A 13,955-nucleotide genomic window follows, 5' to 3' on the forward strand; every position below is an offset into this window, starting at 1 on the left:
GGTCGAAGCCGAGCAGCTCCCCCGACCGGTTCGCGGCGCGTCTGACCGCATGTCACGAAGCGCACAGTGGACTCCCGCTCGGGGTGTGCGTTTCGTGCACGGTGTCTATCTGTCAAGTCATGAACCTCACTCGATTGGCCGCTCTGCTGTGCATCGCGGCATGCAGCGTCGGCGCCGCCGTCTTCACCGCGTCCTCCACCGCCGCCCCGTCCTCCTCGACGTCTGGGGCGACGGTCCGTGCCGCCGCGCCGAAGCGCATCCAGGCCTCGCTGAACGTCTTCTCCATCAACCCGGAGAACGGCCGCCAGCGCGCCATCGGCTGCGACAGCGCCCGCAACCGCCGTCTGGACACCGTCTGCAAGCGCCTGCTGGAGTATGAGCTGACGCCGCTCATCAACCCCCGCGCGGGCGGCCGGTCGTGCCTGTCGCAGGACTACGGGCCAGAGAAGGCGCGGATCACCGGAGTCATCGGCGCGCGCGCGTTCACCATCAACCTCTCTCGTCACAACAGCTGCCAAGAGCGGCAATGGGAGGACTGGGACCGGATTCTCACGGTGGCCGGCGGCCTTCCACTCGTCGGCGGCTGACCCTTCGGCGTCTGTCGAGCGGACCCAGGCCGAGTCCTTGGTGTGCCCGGCGGCGGCTGCCGCCGGGAGGCGATCGTTGCCGCTGGCGCGCGGCGACTCCGGCCCGCCGGCGTCCCGGCGCGCCGCGGCGCTCCTGTCCGACCACGTCCCAGGTGCGCGCCTGGAAACGGTGAGGGGCGCCGGACACATGGGACCCCTCACGCACCGCGATCGGGTCGAGGATCTGATCGTCGGCCACATCGCGTCGGTTGATGACCACACCTGACACGCGGCTGCTGCAACGAGCAGCATCCGGGACCGCGACCCGGGCAGCGGCTGCGACGGGCGCATGGCGTCACGACCGGCGGGGTGGACCGGTCCTTGCGGCGACGCGGCCCTGAGTCGAAGATGGGCCCCGTGGCGCTACTCGAACGGGACGGCGAGGGGGAGCGACTTCGCGCGTTGCTGGCCGCGGCCGCCCGCGGCGACGGCTGCGCCGCCGTCATCCTGGGCTCCGGCGGCATCGGGAAGACCTCGCTGCTGGAGCGGATCCGTGACGAGGCCCGCGCCACGGGCGCCGAGGTGCTCACGGCGCGCGGGGCCGAGCTCGACCGCTCGTTCGCCTTCGGCGTGGTCCGCCAGCTGCTCGAGCAGCGGCTGCACCTCGCCGAAGGCCCGGCGCGTGCCGCCCTGCTGAAAGGGGCGGCCCGGCACGCCGTCGCGATCCTCGGCGACGTGCCCGAGCACAACGGGGACGAGCCGCCGGTCCGCGCGCTCCACGGGCTCTACTGGCTCCTGGCGAACCTCGCCGCCGAGCGGACGGTCGTGCTGTGCGTCGACGACATTCAGTGGGCCGACCGCGCCTCGCTGCGCTGGCTGATGCACGTCACACGCCGCCTGGAGGGGCTACGTGCGCTCCTGGTCCTTGCCGGTCGTCCCGCAGAGCCGGGAAGCGACCTCGAGCCCATCGACGCGCTGACCGCCGAGGCCGAGGCTGTCCTGCGGCCCGGCGCCCTGGGGACCGCTTCGGTGATGGCGGTGCTGCGGGAGGAGCTGGGGACCGCCCCGGACTCCGTGTTCGCCGCAGCGTGCGCGCACCAGACCGGTGGCAACCCGCTCCTGGTCCGCGCGCTGGTCGATCATCTGAGGCGCCGGGGCATCGCCCCCGTCGCGGACGCGGTGGGGCTCGTCGACGAGGCCGCGGACGAGGACATCGCGCGCACGGTCCGGCGGCGCCTGGCCGGGCTGGACGGCGCCGCCACGTCGGTGGCGCGAGCGGTGGCCATCCTCGGCGACGGGGCCACGGTGCGGGAGGTCGCGACCCTGTCCGGGCTGGACGAGGCCGTCGTGCGCGGCGGCGTCGCCGACCTTGCCGCGGTCGACGTCCTGGCTCCGCGACAGGCGCTCGGCTTCGTGCATCCCCTGGTCCGGACAGCCGTGTACCAGGACATCGCGGCGGTCCAGCGCGCCGCCCAGCACGCAGCCGCAGCGCGGCAGCTTCGCGCCGCCTGCGCTGACGAGGAGAGCGTCGCCCGGCACCTCCTGCGCGCGGACGGCTGCGGTGACGCCGCCGCCACCGACACGCTGCTCGCCGCGGGCCGGACCGCGACCCGCCGCGGCGCGCCGGACCAGGCGCTGCCCTATCTCGAGCGGGCCCTGCTCGAGCCGCCGCCCGCGGCGGCGCTCGCCGACGTGCTCACGGCCCTCGGCACCTGCGAGGCGTTGCTGCGGGTGCCGGGCTTCGCCGCCCACCTGCAGGCGGCTGCCGCCGCGATCGACGATCCGGTCGACGCGGCCGGGGTCGAGGTCGTGCTCGCCGACGCGCAGATCGCCGTCGGGCGGTTCTCTGAGGGATTCGGCTCGCTGGACCGGGCGTACCGCGCCGTCCCCGCAGACGGCGACCTGGCCCGCGCCATAGAGGCGGCGGCCTGCACCCTCGGCCAGGTGGTGCCGTCGTTGCTGACCCCGGCCTGGGAGCAGCGGATCCGGCTGCGCGCCGCGCAGTACGAGGCCGGTGAGTCGCTGGACCCGATGACCCTCGCGGGGCTCGTGCCGCACCTCCTGCGGGCGCACGCTCCGGTGACCGGCGCGCTGCGGGCGCTCGCCGGAGCGCGGATCGCGGTCGATGCGGAGCTTGCCCGCGGTGGGGTGATGGCACCGACGCTGCTTACCTCCGCGGCGCTCGGCCTGGCCAACGTGGGGCAGCTGGCGGAGGGCGGCGCACTACTGGACCGCTTCATCGCGGTCGCCGAGGGCGAAGGCGCCTCGAACACGCTCGCGCCGGCGCTGGCGATCCGGGCCGAGATCTCGCTCCACCAGGGGCGCGTGCAGGACGCCGAGAGCGAGGTGCGCGCCGCGCTGATGCACCTGCGGCTCGGCGACCTCGGGGTCGCCCACGGCGACCACGTCACGGCGTGGGCCCACGGCGCCCTCGGGCTGGTGCTCGCCGAGCGCGGGCACCACGACGAGGCTGCCCGGGCGTTCGCCGCGCTTCCGCCGGAGGTGTTCGACGAGCCCACGATCACCGCCGCGCTCCTGCTGACCGCGCGCGCCGCCATCCGCAGCGCACAGGGCGACCGTGACGGCGCGCTCGCCGATCTCCGTGCCGCCGGGGCGTTCACCACGTCGTACTTCCCGAATCCGATCTCGGTCCGCTGGCGCAGCCCGGCGTCGCTGCTGCTGACCGCCGGCGGTGATCGCGAGGCCGCGCTGGCGCTCGCCGACGAGGAGCTCGCGCTGTCGCACGAGTGGGGCGTCGCGGTGCCGGCGGGTCGCGCACGGGTCGCCCGTGGCGTCGCCCTCGGCGGGCCGGAGGGCGTCGCCGAGCTCCGGGCCGCCGTCGCCGCCCTCGCCGTCACCGAGGCGCGCCTCGAGCACGCGCGGGCGCTCATCGAGCTCGGCGCTGCGCTGCGCCGGTCGGGCTCCCGGGCCGAGGCGCGCGAGCCCCTCCGCGAAGGCCTCGACCGCGCGACGCGCTGCGGCGCGGTCCGCGAAGCTGCGCGCGCCGGTGAGGAGCTCCTCGCTGCCGGCGCCCGGCCGCGACGGGACAGGCAGTTCCTGCGGGGCCCGGAGTCGCTGACGGCCGGCGAGCTCCGCGTCGCGCGGCTCGCCGCAGAGGGACTCACGAACCGCCAGATCGCCGAGCGCCTCTTCGTCACGCAGGCGGCCGTTCAGTGGCACCTGCGCAACACGTTCCGCAAGCTCGACATCACCGCGCGCGGAGCGCTGGCGGACGCCCTGTCGTCACCCGAGGGCAAAGCCTATGGGGTTCCGCATAGCGACCCACCGGGCCCGAGGACCTAGCGTCGCCGGCATGCGCATCACCCTCCTGGCCCTCGGCACCCGCGGCGACGTCTGGCCCCAGATCGCCCTCGCCTCGCACCTCGTCGATCGCGACCACGACGTGACGGTCGCCACGACCGTGGGCTTCGCCCCGCTGGTCGCCGGGAGCGGCGCCCGCCTGGCGCCCATGCCGACGGACCTGACGACGTTTCTCGCCGGTGACAAGGGACAGGCCGTGCTGCGGAGCGGCGGCCCGCGCGCGGTCGAGGCGATGGGCACCTACTACTCGGGCTTCAGCGACGCCCTCGACGCGGCGACGCTGACGGCGGTCGAGGGGGCTGAGGCCGTCTTCGGGAACCAGATCACCTTCGAGCGGGCCGCTGTGGTGAGCGAGGCTCTGGGGATCCCGGCCGGCATCGCCTGGCCGATGCCGCTCGGCCCGACAGGCGCCTATCCGTCGGCGATGCTCGAGCCCGGGTTCGGCGGCGCGCGCGTCAACCTCCTCAGCCACCGGCTGGTGTACGCCGGCTGGCAGCTCGGCGTCCGCTCGGACCTACGCGCGTTCCGCCGGCGCCTCGGCCTGGCCCCGGGCGGTCCTTCCGGGCTGCGGCGGTACGCGGCGGCGCGCGCCCTGCAGCTGCACGCGTTCAGCCCGTCGCTGCTCCCCCGACCGACCGACCTGGGCCCCGAGCAGCCGATGACCGGGCTCTGGCAGCTGCCCGCCAGGATCCGCGAGGGAGCCGGCGAGGCGGTCCCGGCGGCCGTGGACGCCTGGATCGACGAGGGCCCGCCGCCGGTCTACCTCGGGCTCGGCAGCATGCCAGTCCCGGACACGCAGCGGATGCTCGCGGACGTCGCCGCGGTGACGAGCGAGCTCGGCGTCCGGGGCCTCATCGACGCCACGTGGTGCGCGGACGCCGGTCCCCTGCCCGGCCACCTGCACGCTGTGGGATCCACGGACCACGACCTGCTGCTGCCCCGCTGCCGTGCGGCCGTGCACCACGGCGGCCACGGCACCCTCGCCGCCGGGCTGCGCGCCGGTCTGCCGACGCTGGTCTGCTCCGTCTTCGCCGACCAGCCTTTCTGGGGCCGCCGCGTCGAGCGGCTCGGGGTCGGGGCCCACGTCCGCTTCCGCAAGCTCGACCGGGCGACGCTGCGCACGGGACTCGCGCGTGTGCTGGAGCCGGCCACGGCCCGGCGCGCCACACAGCTCGGCGCGGCCATCCGGGCCGAGGGCGACGGCACGGTGCGCGCCGCCACCGCCGTCGACGACTGGCTCGTGACAGCGATGCCGCTGGGCCGCGCCGCCGCGGCGCCGCGCGCCCTCGCCGCCCGGTCCTGAGCCCCCTCGGTGGGTCCTCGGCTCCGCGGGCAAACCCTATGGGGCCCGGCTAGGGACGCGGGGCGCCGATCGACCTACGGTGCCGTCCATGACCACTTCCTCCCCTGAGCACGTCGACGTGCTGATCGTCGGCGCCGGGTTGTCCGGGATCGGCGCGGCCTGCCGCCTCCAGGAGCTGTGCCCCGGAAAGTCGTTCGCGCTGCTCGAGGCCCGCGACGTGATCGGCGGGACCTGGGACCAGTTCCGGTACCCCGGCGTCCGCTCGGACTCGGACATGTACAGCCTCGGGTTCGCCTTCCGGCCGTGGACCGGCCGCAACGCCATCGGCGAGGGCGAGGAGATCCTCCAGTACATCCGCGACACCGCGACCGAACACGACGTGGAGCGCCACATCCGCTTCGGGCGCCGGGTGACCGCAGCGGCCTGGTCCAGCGCGACGGCCCGCTGGACCCTCACCGTCGAGCGCGCCGCGGACGGCGGGACGGAGCAGATGACGTGCGGGTTCGTGCACTGGGCCGTCGGCTACTACCACTACGACGCCGGCCACCTCCCGGAGTTCCCGGGGAGCGAGCGGTTCGGCGGGACGGTGATCCACCCGCAGCACTGGCCGGCGGACACCGACGTCACCGGGAAGCGCGTCGTCGTCATCGGGAGCGGCGCGACGGCGGTGACGCTGGTCCCGGCCCTCGCGCAGGTGGCGGAACACGTGACGATGCTCCAGCGGTCGCCGACCTACATCATCAGCTACCCGAAGGTGGACCCGCTGGCGCGGCCGCTGCTGCGCCTGCTGCCAGACCGGGTCGCGCACGGCTTCCTGCGCTGGAAGAACGTCGCCTTCACCGCCGGCACCTACGCGATGAGCCGTCGCTGGCCGAAGGCGTCCGCCCGGGCGTTCATCTGGCAGGCGAAGGTCCAGCTCCCGCGCGGCTACGACGTCAAGCGGCACTTCACCCCGAAGTACAACCCCTGGACGCAGCGCCTCTGCCTCGTTCCGAACGGTGACCTGTTCCGCAGCATCCGCCGGCAGGAGGCGAGCGTGGTCACCGACACCATCGAGACCTTCACGGAGGACGGCATCCGCCTCGCGTCCGGCGAAGAGCTCCGAGCGGACGTCATCGTCGCGGCGACGGGCCTGCGGCTGCTGCCGTTCGGCGGCGCGCGCCTCGAGGTCGACGGCGCGCCGATCGAGCTCGAGGATCACGTCCTCTACAAGGGCATGATGCTCGACCGGGTCCCGAACCTCACGCTCGCGATCGGCTACTCCAACGCGTCGTTCACGCTGAAGTGCGACCTGACGACCCGCTACGCCTGCCGGCTCATCGCGCACCTCGACGACGTCGGCCTCCGTGCGTGCGTCCCCAGCGAGCCGGACGGGGACGTCGCGCGCGAGCCGGCCCTCGACCTCAGCTCCGGCTTCGTGCAGCGCGGGATCGGCCAGTTCCCGCGGCAGGGCGACCAGGCTCCCTGGCGGCTGCGGCAGAGCTACCCGCGCGACCTGCGCGAGTTGCTGCACCAGCCGCTCGAGGACGGCGTGATGTCGTTCCGCTGAAGGCGCCCGGCCCCGCGCCGTCCGCGGTCCGCGATATGAGCGGCAGCCTCCGGGGGGTGCCCGCTCGGCGATCGGGCGCGCAGTGCGTAAGGTGCGCGCGACATGCTGCTGGAGCGGGACACCGAGCTGCGGACCGTCGAGGCGCGCCTGTCGCGCGCGGCCGCCGGCGAGGGTGCGGTGCTCGTCGTGGAGGGCTCGCCCGGCATCGGCAAGACGTCGATCCTGCGGGCGGTCGCCGAGCGCGCGCAGGCGCATGGCTTCGCGATCGTGCGCGCGCGGGGGACGCCGCTCGAGCGCGCGTTCCCGTTCGGCGTCGCGCGGCAGCTGCTGGAGCGTCGCCTGCTCGACGCCCCGGACGCCGAGCGGGACGCCATCCTCGCGGGTGCCGCGTCCGACGCGCCGGCGGCGCTCGGCGTCGGCCCGCGCGGCGCGGAGGCGGACGAGGGCCTGCGCGGGCTGCACAGCCTGTACTGGCTGGCGGCGAACCTCGCCGGCCGGCAGCCGCTGGCGCTCGTGGTCGACGACGGCCACTGGGCCGACCGCCCGTCGCTCGCGTGGCTCGCCTACCTGGCCGAGCGGCTGGCCGGCGTCCCGCTGCTGCTCGTTTTGGCGACGCGGGACGCCGAACCGGGCCCTGCTCGACGCGCTCTGCGCGGGCGAGGCGGCCGGCGTGCTGCGTCCCCGTGCGCTGAGCCCGGACGCGGTCGACGCCCTGGTCGCCGGCGGCTTCGACGCCCCGCCCGACCCGGCGTTCAGCCGTGCGTGCGGGCGCGCGACCGGCGGAAACCCGCTGCTCCTCGGCGAGCTCGTCCGCGAGCTCGCTTCCGAGGGGGTCGCGCCCACGGCGGCGGCCGCGGCGTCGGTGGTCGAGTTCGGCGCCGAGGGGATCGCCCGCACGGTCCGCCGGCGCCTCTCCGCACTGCGCGAGGACGCCGTGCGCGTGGCGGAGTGCGTGGCGATCGTCGGGGACGGGGAGCCGGTGGCGCTCGTCGCCGCCGTCGCCCGCCTCGACTATGAGACAGTGCGGAACGCCTGCAGCGAGCTCATCGCGATCGAGGTGTTCGCCCGCAGCGAACGCCCCGGGTTCGTCCATCCGCTCGTCCGCGCCGCCGTCCAGCGCGCGATCGCCCGGCCGCTGCTGGTCGCGCTCCACGATCGCGCCGCGCGGTTCCTCGCCGCCGCCGACGGCGTCGCCGCGGAACGCGTCGCCGTGCACCTGCTGCACGCCGATCCGGCCGGCGATGCCTGGGTGGTGCAGACGCTGCTCGATGCCGCGCAGGACGCGGCGCGCCGGGGCGCCCCGGGCATCGCCGCCCGGTTCGCGGAGCGCGCGCTGGCTGAGCCGCCGCCGACCACGCCGCTCAGGGCGGCGGTCCTGCGGGTCCTCGGGACCGCCGAGGCAACGCTGCTCGCGGGCGACTACGAGGGCCACCTGCTCGAGGCGAGCGGGCTCACCGACGACCCCGTCGCCGCGGGCGAGTGCGCGCTCACGCTCGCTCGGGCCTGGCTGGCCCTCTGGCATCCCCGCGCCGCGATCGACGTCCTCGAGCGCTTCCTCGCCACCGCGCCCGAGGGGAGCGACATCGCTGTTCGCCTGGAGGCCGACCTCTACGCCTTCGGGCTGTCGGCCGTCGGACTGCGGCCCCGCGTGGCCGCGCTCACGACCCGCCGGCTCGCCCAGCTCGACGCGGGCGAGCGCCTGGACCCCCGCATCGCGGGTCCGCTCGCGGGCCTGCTCATCGACCGCCCGCCGACGCGCCGGGCGACCGAGCTCGCCCGGGAGGCCGTCACCCATCCCGTATTCCGGGCGGACGCCGAGTCGGCGGGTTGGAACCAGGCCTTCCACGCCCTGCTCGCCGGAGGTGCCTACACCGACGCGGCCGACCTCGCCCGCGCGATCCTCGCCGACGCCCGGCGTCGCGGCGCGGGACCGTGGGTCGGCTGGGCGCTCATCGCCGTCGCCGCACCGCTCCGTCACCTGGGCAACGTCAGCGAGGCAGAAGCCGCCGTGGTGAGCGGCCTCGAGAGCTTCCCGTCCTGGCAGCACGATCAGGAGCGCCGAGTCCTCGCCGCGTTCGTCGCGGGCCCGGTCCTCCTGGCTCGGGGTGCCCTCTCACTCGTCGATGAGATGACGTCCGACATTCCGGCCGCTGCAGGATCGCGCCATCACATGTACGCCTGGGCAGTCGAGGCCCGGGCCGGGCTCCGTCTGGCCCAGGGGCGGCTGAGCGACGCGATCGCGGATCTCCGCGACGCGAGCGCGGCCTTCACGCCCGGAGAGTTCCCGAGCCCGCACCAGTCCAGCTGGCGCCCGCCGCTCGCCCTCGCCCTGGCCGCCGCCGGGGAGCGGGAGGAGGCCCACGAGGTCGCCGCGGAGGCGCTGGCCGACGCACGTCGCTTCGAGGTGCCCGTGCACATCGGCACTGCGCTCTCGGTCAGCGGGAGCATCGCCGGGGGCCGCGCCGGTGAGGCGCAGCTCCGCGAGGCGGTGTCGATCCTCGAGCAGACCGAGGGCCGGCTGGAGCACACGCGGGCCATCATCCGCCTCGGCGTCGCGGTCGGCGGCGAGGAGGGCCGGGCGCTGCTGCGCGCCGGCCTCGACCGTGCGGCGCGCTCCGGCGCCACCCCGCTGGCGGACGAGGCGCATCAGGCGCTGATCGCCGCGGGCGGCCGGCCGCGGCGCGACCGCCGCTTCCTGACCGGCCCGGAGTCACTGACCCCCGGCGAGTTCCGCGTCGCCCGGCTCGTGGCCGACGGGCTCACGAACCGGGAGGTCGCCCAGCAGCTGTTCGTCACGCAGGCCGCCGTCCAGTTCCACCTGCGCAGCGTCTTCCGCAAGCTCGACATCACGGCGCGGACGCAGCTGCCCGCGGCGCTCGCGGGTGAGGCCGGCACGGCGGTCGCCAAACCCTAAGAGGGGTGGGTAGGGACACCCCGCGCCCCCGGACCTACGTTCTGCCCCATGCGCATCGTCTTCTTCTCCCACGGCACCCGCGGCGACGTCTGGCCCGCCGTCGCGCTCGGCGCACGGCTGCGCGGACGGGGCCACGACATCACCGTCGTCACCGCCGGCGAGTTCCGGCCGCTCGTCGAGGGCGCGGGCCTGCAGTTCGGCCGCCTCCCCGTGAACCTGACCGAGCATCTCTCCTCGGAGGCTGGGCAGCGACTGCTGCGGCGCGGCAGCGCCGCGGTCCTGCGCGACCTGCAGCGGGTCTACAACTCGCACGCCGCCGAGACCGACGACGCCTTCGTGCGCCACGGCGCCGGGGCCGAGGCGATCGTCGCCGCCCCCGTCACCTGGGACCGCGGCCAGGCGCTCGCCGACGCGCTGGAGGTCCCGATGGCGATCCTCTACCCGGTCCCGGTCACCCGCACCGCTGCCTACACCTGCCCCGGGCTCACCGGTCGGTCCGCGCCGTCGCCGCTGGTGCGGCGTGCGAGCTTCGACGTCGCCGAGTGGATCTGGCGCCGCAGCGCCGCGTCGTCCACCGCGGCCTTCCGCCGCCGCCTCGGCCTGCCGACCGACGGGGCGACGACCTACCGCCGCCACCAGCACGACGGCGCACTCGGGCTCTGCACCTGGAGCCCGCAGGTCGTCCCGCGGCCGGACGACTTCCTGGCCGGCATCCATCACACCGGCGCCTGGACCCCGCCGGCCGAGGTCCGGGCGGCGACCGACGAGGGTCTTCCGCCGGAGCTCGAGGCCTGGATCGCCGCCGGCGACCCGCCCGTCTTCCTCGGCTTCGGCAGCATGCCCGTCCTGCACCCCGGTGCGCTGCTCGAAGACGTGGTCGCCGTCGCGCGCAGCCTCGGCGTGCGGGCGATCATCAGCGCGGGCTGGGCCGGGAACACCGACGTTGCCCTTCCCGACCACGTCCGGCTCGTCGGGGCCGTCGACCACGACCGCCTGATGCCGCTGTGCACCGCCGCCGTCCACCACGGCGGGACCGGCACCACCGCCGCCTCGACCCGGGCCGGCTGCCCGACCGTCGTCTGCTCGGTGTTCTGCGACCAGCCGTGGTGGGGCAACCGGATCGTGCAGCTCGGCGTCGGCGCGCACCTGCCCTTCCGCCGCCTCGACCGCCGGCGCCTGGAGACGGCGCTGCGGGACGTGCTGCGCCCGGAGGTCGTCGAGCGGGCCGGCGCGCTCGGTGCGGCGATCCGCGCCGAGGGCGACGGGCTGCCGGCGGCCGCCACGGCCCTGGAGGACTGGCTCGTGACCGCCGAGCCGACGCCGGCGGACGGGACCCTGCGGCGCCGGCGCCGCAGCACGGCGGCGGCGTAGGGCGAGCGAGCCTGCCGCCTGCAGAGCATCAGCTTCGCCCCGCGCGACCTCCGGCGAGCAGCAAGGCCACCGTCCGTACGGTAGTCCGCCGTCTGTCATCGCGCGGGAGACTCGCGCAGCAGGTCGTGGGGCCGCGCGCAGGCGCACGGCCCCACGCGGATCCGCCTACTTCACCGTGATCTCCGCGAACATGCCCTTGGCCAGGTGCGGCGGTCCGCCGGCCCGGTCGGAGACGAAGCAGACGACGGCGTACCTGCCGGGCTTCAGGTCCAGCTCGGTGTTCTGCGCCAGGCCGCCATCCAGGACGGTCGTGCCGCTCATCCGGGCGAAGTCGAGCGGCGGCTTCCCCGGGACCTCACCGCGCGCGCTGAAGAACTTGAGGACCTCGGCCCGGGTTGCTCCCGGAGCCTCGCCGAAGAACAGGGCGTGGTGCAGCTCCTTGCCCGTGTTCTCGAAGCGGATGGTGTTCTTCCCCGCCTTCAGGCCGGCGAAGGTGAAGCCGTAGTCCTTGGCGATCACGGTCGCCGGCGCGGCGGGCAGCGCGCCCTCCGAGACCGGCCCGGTGACCGTGAATCGGTACGGCTTCGCCGGGGTGACGCCGGAGTCCGGGTCGGTGCTGTCGGTGACGTAGTAGTCGCCGGGGACGAGGTTCTGCGTCGCGGTGCCCGCCTGCCCGGGGGCGACGATGGCCACGCCGCCGTCGGCGTGAATCCAGTCGGGGATCGGAGCGCCGCCCTGGTCGTTGATGACCTCGAGCACCTCCGTGAGCGTGTGATCACCCTCCACGCGGACGAGGCTGGCCTCCCGGGGTCCCTTCGTCTCGTTGCGCAGCGTGATCGTGGTCAAGCCCGCCTCGACGGTGGCCGGCATCGCGTACTCGGCGCTCTTGGCGCCGGTGGCACGGGCGGTGATGGCCAGCGACCTGGGCCCGGACGCCGCGGCGGCGGTGCGCCCCGCGACACCTGGGACGTCACCGTCGTCGTCGCCGCCGCAGCCGGTCAGCGCTCCGGCGGCGACAGCGAGGACGACCAGGACGGACGGGACGAAGCGCGGCCTCGGAGGGCGGCGGCTATGGGTGCTTTGGCGCATCGGCGGAACGTAGATCGGCCGTCGCACCGTGTCGCTAGCCCCCGCGGCTAGTGTTTTGTCCCGGCGCCGCGTGGGGAGCGCCGGTGCCTGACCACGTGACGCCCCGGGCCTGTCCTCCGGCGCGCCGTCCGATGAAGACGACGACGAAGTCGTGCGGGTGGTCGGCGGTGTATCGGCCGGCTCGAGCAGTCGTGGGTGTGGTCTTCTCAGGCGGCGGCGTGTCGTGCTGCGGGGTGCAGCGGTCGATCGGGGTCGGGGGTGGCGTCGGGCGTTCCGGGATGTGACGGGAGGAAGGCGATGGTCAGCAGGGCGCCGAGCAGGGCGACGCCGGCGGCGACCAGGCAGCCGGCGGCCATCCCGTCCAGGTAGCCGTCTTTGGCGACCGTGGTCAGCTTCAGTGCGGCATCGGCCTGGCCGGACTCGGCGACGCGCCGGGCGGCTTCGAGGGCGCCGCCGATGGACTCGCGCGCAGCTGCGGCGGTTTCCGGGGGGATCCGGGCGCTGGTGAGGTGGTCGCGGTAGAGCGAGAGCGCGACGGAGCCGATGACGGCGACGCCGAGGGTCCCGCCGAGTTCGCGGGTGGCGTCGTTGACGGCTGAGCCGATGCCGGCTTTGGCGGCGGGGACGACGCCCATGATCGCCTCGGTTGCGGGGGAGCTGACGAGTCCGATGCCGATGCCGAGGAAGGCCATCTGCCCGACGATCTGGCCGTAGGAGGTGTGGTCGGTGATGAGCGAGATCCAGGTGAAGGCAACGGTCAGCGACAGCAGGCCGCCGGCGACGACGAGCTTGCTGCCCAGCCGCACCGCCAGCGGGGTGCCGACGACCGCGCCGATCGCGATCGATGTCGCGACGGGCAGGGTGCGCAGGCCGGCCTCCAGCGGGCCGTAGCCGCGGACGAACTGGAAGTACTGGGTGACGAGGAAGATGAAGCCGAACATCGCGAAGAACGCGAATGCGATCGCGCTGCTGGCGGCGGTGAAGCGCATGTTCTTGAACAGGGCCACGTCGAGCATCGGATGCTCGGTGCGCCGCTCCTGGAGGACGAAGACGAAGAGGACGACCACGGCAGCGGCGAACGCCACGAGCGAGGTGGTCGACCCCCAGCCGCGCTCGGGGGCCTGGATGATCGCGTGGACGAGCAGCCCGAGACCGGCGGACGAGAGCACGAGGCCGCGGACGTCCAGCGGCGGGGTCTCCGGGTCGCGGGAGTCCGGGACGACCAGGACGGCGAAGCCGAGCGCCGCGACCGCCACCAGCCCGTTGAAGACGAGGATGGAGCCCCACCAGAAGTGCTCGACCAGAGCACCGCCGGTCACCGGTCCCAAGGCGACGGCCAGGCCCGTCGCGGCCCCCCAGATCCCGATGGCGGTGGCGCGCTCGCGGCGGTCCTCGAAGACGTTGGTCAGGATCGACAACGTCACGGGGAAGATGACCGCGGCGAAGACGCCGGTGGCCGCGCGCCAGGCGATCAGCACGTCCGGGTTGCCGCTCCAGGCCCCGGCCAGGGAGGTAGCGGCGAAGCCGGCCAGGCCGATGAGCAGCGCTCGGCGACGGCCGAAGCGGTCGCTGAGCGACCCGCCCGCGAGCACGAGCGCGGCGAACGCGAGGTTGAACGCGTCGACGATCCACAGCAGGTCGCCGGTGCTGGCGTCCAGTTCGCTGACGAGGGACGGCAGCCCGATGTTGACCACCGTCGTGGCGAGGTTGACGACGAAGACCGCCAGGCACAGAGCGGCAAGGACGGTCCAGCGAGAGGCGCGGAGCATGCCGCCAAGCTAGCATAAAAACTACACAGCGTCATTACTATGCGTAGCTACTTACCGATGATACGCTCGGGTG

Annotated in this window: 8 protein-coding genes and 1 pseudogene; 7 read left to right on the top strand and 2 right to left on the bottom strand. The window is 74.8% G+C overall.

Annotated elements, in window-relative coordinates:
• Positions 1-119: 119 nt before the first annotated feature.
• From DSM112329_RS18300 to DSM112329_RS18330, 7 genes and pseudogenes are all read left to right on the top strand, one after another.
• Positions 120-587 carry a hypothetical protein gene (locus DSM112329_RS18300; RefSeq protein ID WP_354697993.1) on the top strand — a complete coding sequence of 156 codons (468 nt, stop codon included), beginning with the start codon at positions 120-122 and terminating at the stop codon, positions 585-587.
• A gap of 396 nt (positions 588-983) precedes the next feature.
• Entirely contained in the window at positions 984-3,869 is a 2,886-nt protein-coding gene (locus tag DSM112329_RS18305; RefSeq protein WP_354697994.1) for an AAA family ATPase, read from the top strand.
• Positions 3,870-3,879: 10 nt separating this feature from the next.
• Positions 3,880-5,190, top strand: a complete 1,311-nt coding sequence (locus DSM112329_RS18310; RefSeq protein WP_354697995.1) for a glycosyltransferase — start codon at positions 3,880-3,882, stop codon at positions 5,188-5,190.
• Positions 5,191-5,278: 88 nt separating this feature from the next.
• Positions 5,279-6,739 (top strand): NAD(P)/FAD-dependent oxidoreductase, encoded by a 1,461-nt coding sequence (locus DSM112329_RS18315; protein WP_354697996.1) that lies wholly within the window; start codon positions 5,279-5,281, stop codon positions 6,737-6,739.
• A gap of 102 nt (positions 6,740-6,841) precedes the next feature.
• Positions 6,842-7,333, top strand: a pseudogene (locus DSM112329_RS18320) (ATP-binding protein); the annotation flags it as partial.
• Between the two features lie 76 nt (positions 7,334-7,409).
• On the top strand, positions 7,410-9,653 hold the full coding sequence (locus tag DSM112329_RS18325) for a helix-turn-helix transcriptional regulator (RefSeq protein WP_354697997.1): 2,244 nt from the start codon (positions 7,410-7,412) through the stop codon (positions 9,651-9,653).
• 48 nt (positions 9,654-9,701) lie between these two features.
• The gene (locus tag DSM112329_RS18330) at positions 9,702-11,024 is read left to right on the top strand and encodes a glycosyltransferase (RefSeq protein ID WP_354697998.1); all 1,323 of its coding nucleotides are present in this window, start codon (positions 9,702-9,704) and stop codon (positions 11,022-11,024) included.
• 165 nt (positions 11,025-11,189) lie between these two features.
• On the opposite strand, the gene DSM112329_RS18335 is transcribed toward DSM112329_RS18330, so the two are convergent.
• A complete protein-coding gene (locus DSM112329_RS18335; protein WP_354697999.1) occupies positions 11,190-12,113 on the bottom strand; it encodes a hypothetical protein in 924 nt (307 codons plus the stop codon).
• Between the two features lie 206 nt (positions 12,114-12,319).
• Complete coding sequence (locus tag DSM112329_RS18340; RefSeq protein ID WP_354698000.1) at positions 12,320-13,882, bottom strand: MFS transporter; 1,563 nt, start codon at positions 13,880-13,882, stop codon at positions 12,320-12,322.
• Between the last annotated feature and the right edge of the window lie 73 nt (positions 13,883-13,955).

Origin of the sequence: Paraconexibacter sp. AEG42_29, assembly GCF_040581415.1 — a bacterium.
Taxonomy (GTDB): Bacteria; Actinomycetota; Thermoleophilia; order Solirubrobacterales; family Solirubrobacteraceae; genus Paraconexibacter.

Bases quoted from the DNA above. Each gene is read 5' to 3' on its own strand.
- DSM112329_RS18300 (WP_354697993.1), top strand. From the start codon at position 120: ATGAACCTCACTCGATTGGCCGCTCTGCTGTGCATCGCGGCATGCAGC.
- DSM112329_RS18310 (WP_354697995.1), top strand. From the start codon at position 3,880: ATGCGCATCACCCTCCTGGCCCTCGGCACCCGCGGCGACGTCTGGCCC.
- DSM112329_RS18315 (WP_354697996.1), top strand. From the start codon at position 5,279: ATGACCACTTCCTCCCCTGAGCACGTCGACGTGCTGATCGTCGGCGCC.
- DSM112329_RS18330 (WP_354697998.1), top strand. From the start codon at position 9,702: ATGCGCATCGTCTTCTTCTCCCACGGCACCCGCGGCGACGTCTGGCCC.
- DSM112329_RS18335 (WP_354697999.1), bottom strand. From the start codon at position 12,113: ATGCGCCAAAGCACCCATAGCCGCCGCCCTCCGAGGCCGCGCTTCGTC.
- DSM112329_RS18340 (WP_354698000.1), bottom strand. From the start codon at position 13,882: ATGCTCCGCGCCTCTCGCTGGACCGTCCTTGCCGCTCTGTGCCTGGCG.